The sequence below is a fragment of the Rhodococcus sp. B7740 genome, from assembly GCF_000954115.1.
In the GTDB taxonomy this organism is placed as follows: domain Bacteria; phylum Actinomycetota; class Actinomycetes; order Mycobacteriales; family Mycobacteriaceae; genus Rhodococcoides.
Genome location: NZ_CP010797.1, coordinates 2116134 through 2132422 on the forward strand (window position 1 = coordinate 2116134; position 16289 = coordinate 2132422).

At 64.8% G+C, this 16289-nt stretch carries 16 protein-coding genes; 7 read left to right on the forward strand and 9 right to left on the reverse strand.

Features of this window, described 5'->3' with window-relative positions; translation table 11 throughout:
• Positions 1-22: 22 nt before the first annotated feature.
• Positions 23-733 carry a YoaK family protein gene (locus NY08_RS09600; RefSeq protein WP_045196054.1) on the forward strand — a complete coding sequence of 237 codons (711 nt, stop codon included), beginning with the start codon at positions 23-25 and terminating at the stop codon, positions 731-733.
• Positions 734-738: 5 nt separating this feature from the next.
• Here the strand turns inward: NY08_RS09600 and NY08_RS09605 are convergent, their stop codons facing one another.
• The 3 genes from NY08_RS09605 to NY08_RS09615 are packed head-to-tail and all read right to left on the reverse strand — an operon-like array spanning position 739 to position 3901.
• Positions 739-2424 (reverse strand): flavin monoamine oxidase family protein, encoded by a 1686-nt coding sequence (locus NY08_RS09605; RefSeq protein WP_045196056.1) that lies wholly within the window; start codon positions 2422-2424, stop codon positions 739-741.
• Positions 2421-3272, reverse strand: coding sequence for a carbon-nitrogen hydrolase family protein (locus NY08_RS09610; protein WP_045196058.1), 852 nt, complete (start codon positions 3270-3272; stop codon positions 2421-2423). The genes NY08_RS09605 and NY08_RS09610 overlap by 4 nt, the downstream gene beginning before the upstream one ends.
• A complete protein-coding gene (locus NY08_RS09615) occupies positions 3269-3901 on the reverse strand; it encodes a helix-turn-helix domain-containing protein (RefSeq protein WP_045196061.1) in 633 nt (210 codons plus the stop codon). The genes NY08_RS09610 and NY08_RS09615 overlap by 4 nt, the downstream gene beginning before the upstream one ends.
• Positions 3902-4018: 117 nt before the next feature.
• On the opposite strand from NY08_RS09615, the gene speB reads away from it, so the two are divergent.
• Positions 4019-4978 (forward strand): agmatinase, encoded by a 960-nt coding sequence (gene speB, locus NY08_RS09620; protein ID WP_032397611.1) that lies wholly within the window; start codon positions 4019-4021, stop codon positions 4976-4978.
• Positions 4979-4988: 10 nt separating this feature from the next.
• On the opposite strand, the gene NY08_RS09625 is transcribed toward speB, so the two are convergent.
• Together NY08_RS09625 and NY08_RS09630 are read right to left on the reverse strand one after the other, a co-directional pair.
• The gene (locus tag NY08_RS09625) at positions 4989-5888 is read right to left on the reverse strand and encodes a universal stress protein (RefSeq protein WP_032397612.1); all 900 of its coding nucleotides are present in this window, start codon (positions 5886-5888) and stop codon (positions 4989-4991) included.
• Positions 5885-7327 carry an amino acid permease gene (locus NY08_RS09630; protein WP_032398266.1) on the reverse strand — a complete coding sequence of 481 codons (1443 nt, stop codon included), beginning with the start codon at positions 7325-7327 and terminating at the stop codon, positions 5885-5887. The genes NY08_RS09625 and NY08_RS09630 overlap by 4 nt, the downstream gene beginning before the upstream one ends.
• Positions 7328-7504: 177 nt before the next feature.
• Here NY08_RS09630 and NY08_RS09635 point away from each other — a divergent pair, with 177 nt between their 5' ends.
• The 3 genes from NY08_RS09635 (at position 7505) to NY08_RS09645 (ending at position 10769) form a co-directional block, all read left to right on the forward strand.
• Positions 7505-8719, forward strand: coding sequence for a PucR family transcriptional regulator (locus NY08_RS09635; protein WP_045200073.1), 1215 nt, complete (start codon positions 7505-7507; stop codon positions 8717-8719).
• Between the two features lie 354 nt (positions 8720-9073).
• Complete coding sequence (locus NY08_RS09640) at positions 9074-10141, forward strand: TerC family protein (protein WP_045196063.1); 1068 nt, start codon at positions 9074-9076, stop codon at positions 10139-10141.
• A 79-nt stretch (positions 10142-10220) separates the two neighbouring features.
• A complete protein-coding gene (locus tag NY08_RS09645) occupies positions 10221-10769 on the forward strand; it encodes a Dps family protein (RefSeq protein ID WP_032397614.1) in 549 nt (182 codons plus the stop codon).
• 66 nt (positions 10770-10835) lie between these two features.
• On the opposite strand, the gene NY08_RS09650 is transcribed toward NY08_RS09645, so the two are convergent.
• Positions 10836-11297, reverse strand: coding sequence for a hypothetical protein (locus tag NY08_RS09650; protein WP_045196065.1), 462 nt, complete (start codon positions 11295-11297; stop codon positions 10836-10838).
• 120 nt (positions 11298-11417) lie between these two features.
• Here NY08_RS09650 and NY08_RS09655 point away from each other — a divergent pair, with 120 nt between their 5' ends.
• Positions 11418-11615 carry a CsbD family protein gene (locus NY08_RS09655; protein ID WP_027496220.1) on the forward strand — a complete coding sequence of 66 codons (198 nt, stop codon included), beginning with the start codon at positions 11418-11420 and terminating at the stop codon, positions 11613-11615.
• An 82-nt stretch (positions 11616-11697) separates the two neighbouring features.
• Here the strand turns inward: NY08_RS09655 and NY08_RS09660 are convergent, their stop codons facing one another.
• Both NY08_RS09660 and NY08_RS09665 read right to left on the reverse strand, forming a co-directional pair.
• Positions 11698-12426, reverse strand: a complete 729-nt coding sequence (locus tag NY08_RS09660) for an EAL domain-containing protein (RefSeq protein ID WP_094629377.1) — start codon at positions 12424-12426, stop codon at positions 11698-11700.
• Positions 12423-13679 carry a PucR family transcriptional regulator gene (locus NY08_RS09665; protein WP_045196067.1) on the reverse strand — a complete coding sequence of 419 codons (1257 nt, stop codon included), beginning with the start codon at positions 13677-13679 and terminating at the stop codon, positions 12423-12425. Before NY08_RS09665 ends, NY08_RS09660 begins: the two co-directional genes overlap by 4 nt.
• Positions 13680-14027: 348 nt before the next feature.
• Between NY08_RS09665 and NY08_RS09670 the strand changes: the two genes are divergently transcribed.
• Complete coding sequence (locus tag NY08_RS09670) at positions 14028-15224, forward strand: esterase/lipase family protein (RefSeq protein WP_045196069.1); 1197 nt, start codon at positions 14028-14030, stop codon at positions 15222-15224.
• Between the two features lie 42 nt (positions 15225-15266).
• Here the strand turns inward: NY08_RS09670 and NY08_RS09675 are convergent, their stop codons facing one another.
• Entirely contained in the window at positions 15267-16289 is a 1023-nt protein-coding gene (locus tag NY08_RS09675; protein WP_045196070.1) for an LLM class flavin-dependent oxidoreductase, read from the reverse strand.

A 16289-nucleotide genomic window follows, 5' to 3' on the forward strand; every position in this document is an offset into this window, starting at 1 on the left:
GCGATCGTGTCAGGATCTTCCGATGACCACGCCTCGTCCCGAACCCCACATCGCCGTCGCAACTGCGAAATCGGTCCGACTCGGTGTTCTGTTGGCGGCAGTCGGTGGATTCCTCGACGCGTACACCTTCATCACCCGTGGCGGTGTGTTCGCCGGGGCGCAGACAGGCAACGTGGTGCTGCTCGGCGTCGATGTCGCCGGTGGCCGGTGGGTCGAGGCCCTGGCTTTTCTGCCGCCGTTGGCTGCCTTCGTCCTCGGCGTCGCGACCGCAGAGTTCATCGCGCTGCCCGCGGTTGCGAAGATCGTGCGACGACCGGTACGGGCGGTGCTGGTGTTCGAGATCCTCGTTGTCCTCGTCGTCGGTTTTCTGCCGGCGACCGTGCCCGATGCGGTGGTGTCGGTGATTCTCGCTCACGTTGCCGGCGTGCAGGTGACCACCTTTCGCGTACTGGTGGACTCGCCGTACAACACCACCATGACGACCGGGAATCTCCGCAGCATGGCGATGGCCGCATTCCATCGGGTGGTCGAACACGATCTGGAGGCCGGAACCCGCGCCCGACGGTTCGGCGCGGTGATCTCGGGATTCTTCGGCGGGGCGCTGCTCGGGGCGGTTGCGGTCGAGCTGTTCGGGCTACGGGCGATCTGGGTGGTTGCCCTCATGCTGACGATCGCCCTGGCGTTGTTCGTGTTCGACGAGCGCTCTCCCCGGCCGCGATCGCCGAGACACTGAGCGACCTAGTCACCCAATCGAAGTGGTGCGATGGCATCGAAGACGTCGCCCGGTCCCGGATTGCCCTCTGCCGACTTTCCTCCCAGATGATGCACGACGCCCCACACCGCATTCAGCGCGGTATGAATGGCACCCTCGGCCCACCCCGCCGTCCACGAGATGTCGTCGCCGGCAAGGAAGATTCCTCGATGTCGCGGGTCGAGTCGGTGTTGCACGAAGTGCGTGAACAGCCTTTCCTGGTAGCGGTAGTGACCGGGCAGGTTGGCTTTGAAGGCACCCATGAAGTCGCGTTCGGTTTCCCAGGACAGCGTGACCGGCGTGGAGATGATGTGACTGCGGAAATCGACCCCGGGATAGATCTCCTCGAGCGAGCGCAGCATGATGTTCATTCGCTCGGTCGGGTCCAGGGCCAGCAGCTTGAGCGAATCGTCGGACCACGTGTAGGACAGGCAGATCAGCCCAGGCCTGCCCTCCCCTTGGTCGAGCAGGTAGGTGCCACGGCTCATCCGGTCGGTCAGCGTCATGCTGACCACATCGCGGCCGGTGACCGGATCCTTGTCCTTCCAGAAGGGCCGGTCGACGAGTGCGAACACCTTGGTCGACCCCATGTAGTGGGTGCGTTCGATGGCGGTCCAGTGGTCGATGGGAAACAGATCGTCGTCACACCTGATGTTGCTGAGCAGCATCCAGCTCTGGGCGGTCACGACGGCGGCCGCGTAGGTACGAATGTTGCCGCGGTCGTCGTGGATCGTGGTGCCGCCGTCGGTACGTCTGATCTCGGTGACACGCGACATCGTGGTGCCGCCGTTCAGCGACGCCACCGACGTTCCCGCGGGCCAGTGCGCCATCTTCGCCGGCGAATCGGTCCACAGCCGCATCGGCAGTTGCTGTGAGCCGCCGACGATTCCGCGGTGGTGGTCGTCCGCCGCCGTGATGACGACTCGAAGGATCTCGAGGATCGAGTTGGGGTAGTCGGTGTCCCATCCGCCCGTTCCGAAACCGACCTGGCCGAACAGCTCTCGCATCCGAAACGACGAGAAGTGTTCGGATGCAGCGAGAAATCCGTAGAAGGTCTGATCGTCGAACTTCACGATCAGCTCGTTCCAGATTCGCTTGATCTCGGCAACGTCGCGCCTGCGGATGGCCCGCTGCAGTGGGATCAGTTCGGCGTGTTCCTCCAGCGTCCGGTTCCACGCGTCGGCGACCTCGGCGAACACCGGCGGTAGATCCTCGAGCTTCTGGGCGTAGTGGCTCTCGCCCTTGAGGTCGATCACCGTACTGGGGGTCGCTTCTGCCAACGGGTTCGGAAACGGCGTCGTCTCCAGCCCGACTGCGTCGAGGTAGTGGAACAGTGCCGTCGACGACGGCGGAAACCGCATCGCACCCATCTCGGCCACCACACCCGGGTGCCCCTCGAACGGCACCGACCGCATCCGGCCGCCGATTCGATCCGATTCGTACACAACGGGTTCCAGGCCGAGCCTGAGCAACTCGCGCGCGACGACCATACCCGCGAGTCCGCCCCCGATCACCGCGACCTTCGTACCGAGGGCAGCGTCGGGAACGCTCCCGAGGCCGGCCGGGTGCGCCAGATAGTCGTCGTAGGCGAACGGGAAATCCGGACCGAACATCGTGAGCGGTTGGTCGTCCTCGGATTCGATCGCGCTGTCCGGGGTGACGGGTGTGGTCATCGGTCGGTCTCCTGCTCGGACCGCGAGGGTCCTGTCGGGTCGAGAACTGTCCGGTACAGATCGTGGCGACGATCGTCCAGGTGAGTGTTGACGGCGCGAGATCGAAGGAGTTCGGCCGGATCCAGATCCACCGTCAGAAGCTGTTCGTGCGCGCCTGCCCGCGCGAGGTCGGTGCCACTCGGCGCGACGGCGCAGGTTAGTCCGCAGTACGTCAGACTCGCTTCCGTGCCGCAGCGATTGACGTAGGTGACGAACAGTTGACTCTCGTACGCGCGCGTCGGAACGACGTGGGTTGCGATGTTCTCGAACGGGGTCATCAGGCCGGTCGGGACGATCAACCACTGCGTTCCGGCGTCGGCGTGGGCGCGAACGGTTTCCGGGAATTCGACGTCGTAGCAGGTGAGCAGACCGCAGCGCAGTCCGCCTAAGTCGAACTGCACCAACAGTTCCGACCCGGGAGTGAAGTGCGCGCGATCGAGTTCACCGAACAGGTGGGTCTTGCGGTAGCGCGCCACCGACCGTCCCGATGCATCGACCACCTGCACCGCATTGAACACCACCTCGCCAGCGAGCGTCGATCGACTGCGCTCGGGATATCCGTAGACGATCGCGAGGCCGTGGGATCGAGCGATCGTCGACACCTTCTCGAAGATCGGCCCGTCGAACGGTTCTGCTCGTTCGAGTACCAGATCACCGATGTCGTATCCGCTGACCGACATCTCCGGGGTCACCAGGATCGATGCACCTGCTGCGGCCGCGTTTCTCGCTGCGTCGTCGAGTGCGGCGAGGTTCGCGCGGACATCGCCGGCCAGTTCCGGCCCTTGATAGAGAGACACGGTGACGGTCATGGCTGCAACTCCTGTTTCCTCGTCGGCAACTCCTCGGGTAGCGCGGGTGCCAGTACCCACAGGACCTGAGCACCGTCTGCGCCTTCGGCTCGGAAACTGTGCCTGCGACGCGGCGAGAAGGTGAACGCATCTCCCGGACCGAGCAGCACCTCGTCGCCCGCGAAGGTGCCGTCCGCTTCGGCGTCGAAGGTCACCCGCAACCCGCCGGTGATCACGTGCACGAACGTCACGTCGAGCGGGAGGGTGTACGCCTCGGCTCCGCTGCCGCCACCGGCGTCGATGTGACCCAGCAACACCTGCACCCGGCGCTCCCCCACCGGCGTCAACAGGTACTCGGTCATCGCTTCCCCGCCGAACATGATGCGCGGCAACGACTGCGCCCGGACCACCTCACCGGATGGCGCGTCGTCGAACAGCGAGCCGACCGGAAGTTCCAGGGCGGCGCAGACTCGAACCAGGGACGCCACCGACGCATTGACCTGGTCGCGTTCGAGCTTGGACAGATATCCCTTGGTGACTCCGCAGGCGTCGGCGAGTGCGTCGAGGGTCAGTCGCTTCTTCTGCCGAGCCTCCTTGAGCCGTGCGCCGATACGCGGCGCATCGCCGACGACCGACGTAGCAAGGGACACCGCTCTCGCCTTCCAGGAAACTTGTGTTGACAAGATCGAGCATCAGAGTAACGCTTGCCGGGCGAACTGGTCGACTCGAACGTCACCGGACTGATGAAAATTCGGAAGGAATTCTCGATGAACCCGAGCAATCCCGAACACCCGCCGATCGGTCCGGTCGACGCGACCAAGGTCCCTCGCTTCGCCGAGCCGACCACGTTCGCGCGGCTGCCCCGTCTCGACGAGGTGTCCCGCGCCGACGTCACCATCCTCGGTGTGCCGTTCGATTCCGGAGTCAGTTACCGCCCCGGCGCACGTTTCGGCCCGGGGCACATCAGGGCGGCCTCGAAACTCTTGCGTCCGTACAACCCCGCGCTGAAGGTCTCACCCTTCGCCCGCCAACAGGTGGCCGATTTCGGTGACATCGGCGTCAATCCGTTCGACATCACCGAGGCCTTGACCACGGTGCACGACGCGGTGACGGACCTGCGCGCCGACGGCTCCTCGGTTCTCACCCTCGGCGGCGACCACACCATCGCCCTGCCGATTCTGCGTTCGCTCGCACGCGATCACGGGCCGATCGCGGTACTGCACTTCGACGCGCACCTCGACACGTGGGATACGTACTTCGGTGCTCCCTACACCCACGGCACGCCGTTCCGACGAGCCAGCGAGGAAGGTCTGATCGATCTCGAACGCTCACAGCACATCGGCATCCGCGGCCCGCTCTACAGCGAGCAGGATCTCGAGGACGATCGTGTCCTGGGCTTCCAGGTGATTCGGTCCGACGACTACGAGGTCGACGGCGTGGCCAGCATCGTCGAACGGATGCGTCGACGGCTCGACGGCGGTCCGGTGTACGTCTCGGTCGACATCGACGTTCTCGACCCGGCGCACGCGCCGGGCACCGGCACGCCCGAGGCCGGTGGCATGACGTCCCGAGAGTTGCTCAACACCCTGCGCGGACTCGTGGGCCTCCACGTGGTCGGGGCCGACATCGTCGAGGTGGCACCCGCATACGATCACGCCGAGATCACCGGGATTGCAGCGGCACATGTCGCCTACGAGCTGTTGTCGGTGCTCGCCCTCAACCGATAGGACGCCCGCCTCACCGTTTCGGCAACACCAGGATCGGCACCGGCGAATGGCGGATGATCTTGGTGGCGCGCGAACCGAGGAACACGCGAGCGATCGGCCCCAGCGGCCCGGACGATCCGATGGTCAGTACTTCGCCGTCCTGCCAGTGAACCTCGTCGAGGGCCTCGCGCCAACTGCCGGCCATGGCCAGTTCGGTCGTGACCTGCTCGGCCGAAAGCCCAACCGCGACTGCGTCGTCCATCGCCGCGGTCAGTGCCTCGGTCAACCCGACGGCGAGTTCTGCGGCAACGTCGTCCTCGACGCGTAGGCCGACCTCGGGCGGATACATCGTCGCTCCCCGAACGACGAACGACGCCAAGCGGAGCGGAATACCCGCGTCTCGGGCGAGTTCGGCGGTCGGACCCACGACGCGCGACGCCTCGCTGTCGCCGGAGAACGCGCACGTGATCCGGGTCAGTGTGGCGCGTTCGCGCATCCGATAGCCGCGGGGAGCGAGCGCCACGGTCACCGGGGACGAGTGCAGAAGCTTGTCTGCCGTCGACCCGACGACCACCTGCCCGAGAGCGCCGTCGCCCGAGGAGCCGAGAACCAGTATCGAGGCCGAGATGCTCTCGGCCGCCTCGGTCAATGCCGTCGAGACCGAGCGGTGTGCGAATCGGTGGAACGATGCAGTGATGTCGGGTGCCCGGTCTTCGAGGTAGTGGCGCGCTTTCGCCTCCGACTCGGCTGCCGTCGTCGCGGCCCAGTCGGCGAACTCCGCATCCACCCGTGCCATCGACGGAGTCGACCACGGTTTGGGCACCACCGTCGCCACATCGATGTCGGTGCCGAGCGACCGAGCGAGCTGGGCACCGAGATCGAGGGCACCGACGCTCCCTTTCCCCGGCGCGAATGCGATCAGGACACTCATCGCAGGTCCTGCTCTGCTCCGCGCAGCGTCGAGTGGTGCCGACCCCAGAACCAGTAGAACGCCAACACCACCGCGAGCCAGAGCCCGAACCAGAACCACGTGGTCCAGTGCAGTCCGGACAGGATGTACAGGCAGGCGAGGACCGACAGCACCGGAGTGACCGGGTATCCCGGAACCTTGAACGGCCGTTCGAGATCGGGCATCGAACGGCGCAGCACGATCACCCCGATGGATACGACGATGAATGCGACGAGGGTGCCGATCGACACCAGGTCCGCCAGCTTGTCGAGCGGAATGAACGCGGCGAGGATCGAAATCACGACGGCGACGACGATCGTGTTGTTGACCGGCGTGTGCGTGCGGGGGCTGACCTTGGCGAAAGCTTTGGGCAACATGCCGTCTCGGCCCATCGCGAACAGGATGCGAGTCTGCCCGTACATCGTCACCAGCGTCACCGAGAAGATCGAGATGACCGCACCTGCAGCCAGAATCGTTGCCGGCCAGGCTTGCCCGGTGACGTTGCGCAGGATTTCCGCCAGCCCGGCTTCCTCCTGGCCGGCGAAGTCGGTCCACGGCTGCGTCCCCAGGGCGGCCACGGCCACGACGAGGTAGAAGACGATGACGACGATCAGCGCCGCAACGATGGCCCGCGGCATGGTCTTCTGAGGGTCCTTCACCTCGTCGCCCGCAGTGGACACCGCGTCGAGTCCGATGAACGAGAAGAAGATCGTGCCCGCGGCCGCCGTCACCCCTGCTGCGCCCAGGGGCATGAAGTCCGAGAAGTTGCCGGAGTCGAAGGCGGTGAATCCGACGATCGCGAACAGAGCCAGCACACCGAGTTTGATGACGACCATGACTGCGTTGACCGCCGCCGACTCGCTCGCGCCACGAATGAGCAGAACGGCGCACAGCACGATCAGCACGACTGCAGGCAGATTCATGATGCCGGGGTCGGCGTCACCCGGCGCAGCCGACAGCGCGTGCGGGATGGTGAAGCCGAAGAGGTTGTTCAACAGCTCGTTGAGGTACCCGCTCCACCCGACGGCGACGGCAGCGCTGGACACTCCGTACTCGAGCAACAGACAGGCGGCGACGCCCATCGCGACAACCTCGCCCATCGTCACATACGCGTACGAGTAGGTCGAGCCGGAAACCGGTACCGCCGAGGCCATTTCGGCGTAACAGATGGCTGCGAGACCGGCCGCCACACCCGCGGCCAGGAACGAGAGCACCACCGCGGGACCGGCTTCGGGGACCGCGAGCGAGAGCACGAAGAAGATGCCGGTACCGATGGTGGCACCGACGCCGAACATCGTCAGTTGGAAGGTGCCGATGGTCCGTTCCAGCCCGCCACTGCTCTGCTGGTCCGGATCCACGATCGGCTTCCTGCGAAGAAGTTGAGATCGCAGACTCGATGCAGGTCTGTTCGACGATGTCATGGCCGGCACTCCCAACGTGGAGACGAACGGTGCGGATCGGCTGATTGTGCTCCCCGATACCGCCTCTCGCACGCCGAACACGCGGTGGAATCGGTCGATTCCCACACCGGTCCGTTTCTTCGCCGCAGCCTCGATGCCTACCATTGGCCTCGAGTCGGATGGGAGACACGAGAACAGATGGCCACACAGCGCGATGCGCTACCGCTCGATTCGGTCGCTGCGCAGGCCGCCTCGGACGCAGGCGGACTCGACGTCGCTCTACTGGGCAGCTTCCTCGACGTTCTCGCCGACGCCGTCGATGCCGGCGTCCCACTGAACCGCGGGCAGCTGCAGGAGTTTCGAGCGCAGGGTGATGCTGCTGCCCGCGCAGGCGTCGCACTGCGGGCGTTGCTGGACCTGTACCTGACCTCTGCGTGGCGGCTGTGGCGGGAACTACCCGCTGTCGTCGCCGCCGCGGACGACCCGGCCGGAGTCGTCACCGCAGGCGAGGTCATGCTGCGCGCGGTCGACGACGCGGTGGCCGAACTGGCCGAGGGATTTCAGCTCGCCCGGCGCACTCTCGTGCGAGCCGAAGTACTCGCCCGCCGTGAATTCGTCGACGATCTGCTCTCGGGCACCTCCGATGTCGCCGGGGTCCTCGGGCGCGCGCAGACGTTCGGCCTCGACCTGTCGAGCCCGCACGTGGTGGCCGTGGTGACGTCGACCAAGCCGTTCACCGACGCCAGCTCTGCCATCACCCTCGTCGAGCGCAGCGTGCAGGGCAGCAAGGGAGACGCCGAATTGCTCGTGGCCACCAAGCAGGACCGGTTGATTCTGGTGTTCCCGGCACCCGACCTCGACGCCGTCGACCACGTCCTCGACCGGGTCGGACGCGCCCTCGGTACGTCAAACTCGGCGTCGAGCGAATCGGTCGACCTCCGGCGCAAAGGGGAATACGGCCGGACGCAGATCGGGATCGGCCGCCCACGCAGCGGGGCGGTCGGTGTCGCCGCGTCGTATCGGGAAGCCCTCGACGCGCTCGATCTCGCCGCCTCGCTCGGGTTCGACGCATCCGTGATCGATGCGCGTGATCTGCTCGTCTACCGCGTCCTGATCAGTGACCGTGCGGCGATCGCCGATCTGGTCGACACGTTGTTGACACCGTTGCTGGGCGCGCGAGGCGGGGCGGGTCCCCTGTTGGAGACGTTGCAGGTGTACTTCGACACCGGCGCGAACACAGCATCCACCGCACGCCGGATGCATCTGTCGGTGCGGGCAGTGACCTACAGATTGTCTCGAATAAAGGATTTGACCGGGCAGAATGTGGGCAACCCCGTCGAGGCATTCGCGCTGCACACGGCGGTACTCGGAGCGAAGCTGCTCGACTGGCCCGAGGTTCGCTCGCCGTCGTAACGGGTACAGACTGCTCGCATTGCCGTAACCAGGCAACCAAATCGGTCGAAACGTGTCCGCAAAACGACCATGCCTGCAGGAAAGCGAACAGTCACACTGGAGTAGTCGCGGAATGACCGAGCGTTTTCCGCAGAGGCCCGAACGCACGGCCGGAACACCGGTAGGACGAAGACAGACGAGAACGAAAAGGAGCGTGTGACAGATGGCGTCGTTGACACAGAAATTGACATCGTTCGCTCGCAGCCCACAGGGCAAGAAGATGATCGATCAAGCACGTCGGTACGCAACCAAGCCCGAGAATCAGGCGAAGTTGAAGCAACTCGGCAGCAAATTCACGAATAGAGGTGGCCGTTCATGAACGTCGTCCCGTGGTGGGCATGGGCGGCATTCGGTGCCGTCGTCCTCATCCTGTTGGCCATCGACCTGTTGGCGCACCGCGGTGCGCACATCATCGGCTTCAAGGAAGCCGCATGGTGGAGCGCACTGTGGGTCGGCGTGGCGATCATCTTCGGCATCGTGGTGTTCTTCACGTTGGGAACCACGGCCGGCGTCGAGTACACGACGGCCTGGTTGCTCGAGAAGAGTCTGTCCGTCGACAACCTCTTCGTCTTCGCGCTGATCTTCGGCTACTTCAAGGTTCCCCGTGAGTACCAGCACCGGGTGCTGTTCTTCGGTGTGATCGGTGCCCTCGTCTTCCGCGCGATCTTCCTGGCCGCAGGTGTGGCCATCGTCAGCAAGTTCGCTGCCGTTCTGTTCGTCTTCGCAGCGATCCTGCTCTACAGCGCCTACAAGCTGATGAAGGACGAGGACGACTCGTACGACCCGAGTACCTCGATCGCAGTTCGCCTGCTTCGCAAGATCATTCCTGTCCGCGACGAATACGAAGGAACCAAGTTCTTCGTCAAGGAAGCCGGCAAGCGGGTGGCCACACCACTTCTCGCCGTCGTGGTGGCGATCGAAGCCGCCGACCTGGTCTTCGCCGTGGACAGCGTTCCTGCCGTCCTCGCGGTGACCGACGACCCGTTCATCGTCTACTCCTCGAACGCGTTCGCCATCCTCGGCCTCCGCGCCCTGTACTTCCTGCTCGCAGGGTTGCTCGAGAAGTTCCACTACCTGTCCAAGGGACTGGCGATCATCCTCGCCTTCATCGGCGTCAAGCTGATCCTGCAGGCCGGACACAAGGTGATCAGCACATCGATCCCCGAGATCCCGTCTCTGGTCAGCCTGGTGGTCATCATCGTGGTCCTGGCAGGCTCGATCATCCTGAGCCTGAAGAATCCTCCCGACGAAGACACGGCAGACGCGATCGACCAGGTCGCTGCCGACAGCCCGATCGTCGATCCGACGAACGGAACCTCCTCGGCCGGCACCTCGTCGACCGGAACGTCGGGCACGGACTCGCCGAGACTCGACAAGTCCTGACCGCTCACCACACATGCCCCGCCGAATTCGATTCGGCGGGGCATGTTTGTGTTCCGAGTGGACGGGGCAAACAACGCGCATGGCTGAAAAGAACTCGTACACCGTTCCCGGACTCACCTCGGAAGTGGGCGCGCGCGTCGCCGCGATCCTTCAGGATCGACTGAACGCCTACAACGATCTCCATCTGACTCTCAAGCACATTCACTGGAATGTCGTCGGACCCAACTTCATCTCGGTACACGAGATGCTCGATCCTCAGGTCGAAGCAGTTCGCGGTTTCGCGGACGACGTCGCCGAGCGCATCGCGACCCTCGGCTCCTCGGCCAAGGGCACACCGGGCACCATCGTCTCCGAGCGCAGCTGGGACGACTACTCGATCGGTCGCGCGACGGCCATCGAGCACCTCGGTGCACTCGACCTGGTGTACACCGGGGTCATCGAGACCACTCGCAAGAACATCGAAGAGGTCGGCGAGATCGACCCGGTGACCGAGGACATGCTGATCGGTCAGAGCGCGCAGCTCGAACTCTTCCACTGGTTCGTGCGGGCACACCTGGAGAATTCCGGTGGTCAGCTCTCCACCGCCAACGCGACCAGCGAGGTCGACGCGGCGAAGCAAGCAGGCTAGATACCGTCCATCCGAACACCGATCTCGCCGTGACCCGGCGAGGTCGGTGTTCGTCGTTTCGACGGGTCAGTCGGTCGGCCTGGCCTCGTGCCCGCTGCGGCCTTGGGTTCGACGCTTCTCCTTCATCTCGGCCTCGAAGACGTGGCGACGCCCGTCCATCAACTCGTTTCGCACCGCACGATCGTGTTCGCGCAACGGGCCCCAATATCCGTCGTCGAATTCTTCGACGAGCTGAAAGGTCCACCGCCCCGGTGCGATGTTACGACCGACCATGTCCGTGTCGATCCGCTCGGATGCAGTGGTGTGGCCTGCATCGGCAAGTGCATCGACCGCGTCGCCGAGCAGCAGATCCGCGTGCCCCATCAGCTGGTGAAACGAGTAGAGATGCCCACGAGCGCGCTCGACACATTCGAGGGCCTCGGAGAGCTTTCCCACCGCGGCCACTGTCGCGTCGTCCACGCCGCTCGGGCGCTGGTGTTCGGGCGAGGGCGTCTCGGAGGCCGACTCGGCGTCGTTGTGTTGATCCATGGAGCGCGCTTACCCGAATCGGCCCGGCACAACCCGGACGCGCTGTGCATGATTACCGACTCCGATCGCGGGTATAGCTCTCACCGAACGGACGAAGACAATCGATTTCGAGGAGTTCTCATGGCTGATTTCATCGACAAGGCAAAGCACAAGGCAGAAGAGCTCGTGGGCGAAGCCAAGGAAAAGATCGGCCACAAGACCGACAACGACGATCTTGCTGCCGAAGGCGCAAAGGATCAGGCGTCGGGCAAGACCAAGCAGGTCGGCGACGACGTCTCGGACGCTGCAGGCAACATCAAGGACAAGTTCACGAACTGATCGTCTCCATCGGTCGTATCGAAACCCCGCACCCAGGCCTCGGCCGTCGCAGGTGCGGGGTTTCCTCGTTGCAGGCCACCGATCAGATCGGCGGATTCGGCAACGGCAATGGACGGCCGAACAACCAACCCTGACCGAGGGTTGCTCCCAGAGACTTGGCACGACGCAGATGCCTGTGGGTTTCGATTCCTTCGGCCAGTAGGACTGCATCGCTCGTGCGGACGTACGCGCGCACCTGCCGCACCGCGGCACGCGACCGATACGGAGATCGGATGATCGACGCGTCGAGTTTGACGATGTCCGGCGCGACGGCGGCCAGCAGTTCCAACGTCGCGGGCGTGGCACCCACGTCGTCCATGGCCACCGACATGCCGCGAGCGCGGGCTCCTCGAACCAGGGCCATCAGCAACGGGACGTTTCGGTCGAGGTCTCGCTCGGTGATCTCGAGTACGACGTCGAGATCGTCACCGATCGCATCGAGGTGGGTGGCGACGTCACGTTCGTCGGCGAAACAACCCGGCTCGATGTTGAGAAAGAAGCGCACCCGACGCGAATACGCGCACTCGCGTGCTGCCCGCAACGCGGCGGCGCGACACGCCACATCGACGCGACCCACCATCCCACGCTCTCGGGCCAGCGCGAAGACGTCTTCGGGAACGGCCAGGCTCGGAGACGGCCACCTGGCCAGGGCCTCGTATCCCACGACGGTACCGGTGGCGAGTTCGACGACGGGCTGAAACAGAGCAGCGACGGACTCCACCGAATCGAGCGCCGCCGATGCTGCCAGCACCGCGCCGTCCGGCGCAGTCACAGTGATCGCTCGTCCACCGGAACGCGGCGGGCCTCGAGGCGGTCGGCGATCAGCGCGGCATGCAGTCTTCGCAGTCCGGACGGCTTCATCGGATCGAGCCCGGTGAGCTGCTCCACCCTCTTCAAGCGGTAGTCGACGGTGTTGGGATGGACCGTCAGCCAGGTGGCCGTCTTCTTTCGGTTGGAGTCCGAGTCGACGAACGCTTGCAGCGTCGGCAACAGATCGACGGAATCGCGCAGCGGATCGATCAGTGTCACGAGATGTTTGCGACCCAGGCCCGGCCTGCTCACCTGGTACTCGAACACGAGATCCGACATCCGGTACGTCCCGGGTGCGTATCCGAGTCGACGCACCAGACCGAGCAGTTCGTACAGGTGGGGCGCGGTCGTGGCGATGTCGTCGACCGCGGCCGACCCGGTCGTCGCGGTCATCACCACCTGACCCGCGTCGGCGAGACGATCGACGAGTTCGCCGATGTCGACACCGGGAACATCGGGCAGCAGGACGGTTCCGCCGGTGGGGCTGATCGAGGCGATGGGCAGGTACTCCGCGTCGAACGTCGCCAGCGCCGAGTGCATTCTTCGCAGCTTTCGAGCCGCCGTCATCGCCGCGTCGATCCGTCGGCCACCCTCTTCGGCGTGCGCCGGAATGTGCAGGGCGACAACGTGATAATCCTCGGCAAGCAGCGTACCCATCCGGTCGGCGATCTTACGAGCCGTGCCGTCGCCGGTCAGCAGCGCGTCGAGCAGTTCCACGTCGTGACGGGGACCGTTCTGGGTCAGCGTCCGAAATTCGACCAGGTAGGCGTCGGACACCGCCGCGGTGACGACGTCCAACAGTTCCATGACCAGGACGGTTCCCTCGACCAGCCGATCGCCCGCGTCCTCGTCGACCGAACGGGACGCCTGTCGCACCGCGAGTGCGCAGCCCTCGTTGATGGCATGTTGGATCCGGCCGAGCGGTACACCGTCTCGGGCCCATCGGGTTGCCGCGTCGCGAAAGACGTCCATGGCACCGGGTATCGGTAGCCGACCGGATTCGAGGACACCGGTCGCCAGTTCGCAGCAGGTCGTCGTCATGTCGTCGAGCTCACCGCGGGCACACTCGCGCGGTGGTGGTGTGTCCTCGGGTTCACCGAAGTACTGATCCAACATGCGCGCGGCTGTCTCTCTCGGCGTCCGCAGACGGTCGGAGGCCCGCCGCCCGCTGACGTACGCCTCTTGCGACACGTGCACGCTCTCTGCTGCCGTCACCGAAGACCCCACCCCTCGAAACTCGACACCCTCTTCGGGTTCGCTTCACCGTCCGACCGGCTCCCTGACGGATCGCTCGGTCTCACCGTCGCGCGTGCAGCCACATCCAGCGAGACCGGGCGGCAGACACACGAACAGTAGAACAAAAATCAAACCTGTGGATTGTTTTACCGAATATATCCGGCAGTCCATCCAGATTCGTCCCCCGGAGCTCAATTGTGACGATTTCTCACAGATGACGCGTCGGTTGCGGCCAGATTCCAAACGCCCGGCAGGAGGGCGCATACGACCCGAATCCGCACCTACTGTTCCGCCTTGTCCATCAACCCTCGTCGAAAGTCAGGCTCCATGACCACTTCTCGGTCCACCCTCCGCGCAACGCGGAAGGCAGCGACGGTGCGCGCTGCGATGATCGCGGCAATGGCGTGCTCACTCACCCTCGGTGCCGGTGTCGCAGCACAGGCACAGCCCGCGCCCGCACCTGCCCCGCCTGCCCCGCCTGCCACCGTGCAGGGTGCCACTGTCGTTCCACCCGGCCCGACCGAGGCATCACCGAAGGCAGCCGACCAGGGTATCGCCCAGCCGAACATCCAATCGGCCGCTCCCGCGACCGTCACCTACGACCCACGGACCGAGACCACGGGTTACGGACCGGAACAGAAGAACTTCCTGGCCGGATTCCTCTACAGCATCGTCAATCCCAATGTCGCACCTCAGGGTGCCAACGACTGGAACTGCAAGCCGTCGGCGGCGCATCCGCGTCCGGTGGTGCTGCTGCACGGCACCTGGGAGAACGCCTACAACAACTTCGCGCGGATGTCGCCTGCGCTCAAGAAGGAGGGCTACTGCATCTTCGCGCTGAACTACGGTGACAGCGACCCGAGCATCGTCGGCAACCTCCCGTCACTGCGCGGTACCGCATCCGTTGCATCCAGCGCGAAGGAGATCGCCACGTACATCGACGCCGTGCGTACCGCGACCGGTTCTGCGCAGGTCGATATCGTCGGCCATTCCCAGGGCGGACTCGTCACCCGCCAGTACCTTCGCTTCGAGGGTGGTGCCAACCCCGCCGATCCGACCAAGAACAAGGTGAACACCGTCGTGAGCGTCGCCGGGTCCAACCACGGCACCACTCTCGTCGGAATCGGCACGCTCGGTCGCACGATCAACAACCTGGGTCTGAACGTGCTCGGCGTCGTCGGTGCCATCGCCGGACCCGCCGCCTCGGACCAGGTCATCGATTCCGCTCTGGTCAAGGGATTGGCAGTGGGCGGCGACACCGACCCCGGCATCAAGTACACCGTGATCGGTACCAAGTACGACGAGGTGGTGACCCCCTACAAGACGACGTTCCTCACCGCGGGTCCCGGTGCCACGGTCAACAACGTCACGTTGCAGGACGGCTGCGGCATCGATCTGTCCGATCACCTGTCGATCTCGGTCTCGCCTCGAGCGATCGGCATCGTGAAGAACGCACTGGATCCGAAGGGCTTCCCCACGAAGTCGATCCCGTGTGCCTTCAACTCACCTATCACCGGCGGCTAGCCATACATGAGTGAGGGCGATCGGGCACCGACCCGATCGCCCTCACTGCTGTGCAGGTGCCCATCCGAGTGCGGGCCCGAGCGTGTGTGCCATGTCGGTCAGAATCTGCACGTAGTCCTCGTGGTCGAAGCTGAACGGCAGTGCGAACGCCACCTCGTCCACCTCACGAAAAGACTTGTTGGCGTACAACTTCTCGGCGATCACGTCCGAAGTCCCGACGAGGTCGGGCGCGAACATCATCCGAGCCGGACCCTGTGGCTCGAGCGTGCGTGCCGATCGCTCACGCGCGTACTCCTCGTACTTGGCCGTCTGCGACGGGCTCGCACTGTCGGTCGGGATCACCACCAACCCTTGCGAGACCCTCGCATCGTTCCCGGCCGGGTGAAACCGACGAAAGCGCCGGATGTGGGAGAGCTGGATGTCGTCGAAATCGGTCGACTCCTCGGCGCGCACCACGCTGCTGACCAGAAGATTCATCTCGTTCTCACCGGCCCACTGCGCCGACCGCAGGCTCGCTCCCCCGTACCACATCCGACCACGCAGACCGGGTGAATGCGGCTGCACGCGAGCGGAATACGACTCGATGCCCTCGGTCCCCGACCACGTCGACGCCGGCTCCCCGGCGACGAACCCGAGCAGCCTCGAGACCCGTTCGTACCCGAAATCCTCGGTATCCGCGGTGTCGGGATAGAGCGAATGCTTGACCCGGTCGAACTGCATCGGTTGTCCCACACTGACTCCGGGATTGATCCGCCCACCGGATAACACGTCGACCGTCGCCAGGTCCTCTGCCAGTCGCAGTGGGTTCTCCCAACCCAGTGGCGTCACTGCTGTACCGAGCGCTATCCGGTGGGTCCGCTGCGACGCCGCAGCCATGACTGCGATGGGCGACGATATTCCGAACTGCAGGTGGCGGTGCCGAAGCCATGCACTGTCGAAGCCGAGCTGCTCGCCGAGTTCGATGATGTTCAGCGTCGATTCGTGGCCGCGTGCTGGATCGGACTCGTCGAAGAGCCCGATCGTGAGAAATCCGAGCGACAGCAACGGGTGAGAAGGCGTAGGCAC

Excerpts from the sequence above, each read along its gene's own strand:
- NY08_RS09600 (WP_045196054.1), top strand. The coding sequence starts at position 23 with ATGACCACGCCTCGTCCCGAACCCCACATCGCCGTCGCAACTGCGAAA.
- NY08_RS09605 (WP_045196056.1), bottom strand. The coding sequence starts at position 2,424 with ATGACCACACCCGTCACCCCGGACAGCGCGATCGAATCCGAGGACGAC.
- NY08_RS09610 (WP_045196058.1), bottom strand. The coding sequence starts at position 3,272 with ATGACCGTCACCGTGTCTCTCTATCAAGGGCCGGAACTGGCCGGCGAT.
- speB (WP_032397611.1), top strand. The coding sequence starts at position 4,019 with ATGAACCCGAGCAATCCCGAACACCCGCCGATCGGTCCGGTCGACGCG.
- NY08_RS09625 (WP_032397612.1), bottom strand. The coding sequence starts at position 5,888 with ATGAGTGTCCTGATCGCATTCGCGCCGGGGAAAGGGAGCGTCGGTGCC.
- NY08_RS09630 (WP_032398266.1), bottom strand. The coding sequence starts at position 7,327 with ATGACATCGTCGAACAGACCTGCATCGAGTCTGCGATCTCAACTTCTT.
- NY08_RS09635 (WP_045200073.1), top strand. The coding sequence starts at position 7,505 with ATGGCCACACAGCGCGATGCGCTACCGCTCGATTCGGTCGCTGCGCAG.
- NY08_RS09640 (WP_045196063.1), top strand. The coding sequence starts at position 9,074 with ATGAACGTCGTCCCGTGGTGGGCATGGGCGGCATTCGGTGCCGTCGTC.
- NY08_RS09645 (WP_032397614.1), top strand. The coding sequence starts at position 10,221 with ATGGCTGAAAAGAACTCGTACACCGTTCCCGGACTCACCTCGGAAGTG.
- NY08_RS09650 (WP_045196065.1), bottom strand. The coding sequence starts at position 11,297 with ATGGATCAACACAACGACGCCGAGTCGGCCTCCGAGACGCCCTCGCCC.
- NY08_RS09655 (WP_027496220.1), top strand. The coding sequence starts at position 11,418 with ATGGCTGATTTCATCGACAAGGCAAAGCACAAGGCAGAAGAGCTCGTG.
- NY08_RS09670 (WP_045196069.1), top strand. The coding sequence starts at position 14,028 with ATGACCACTTCTCGGTCCACCCTCCGCGCAACGCGGAAGGCAGCGACG.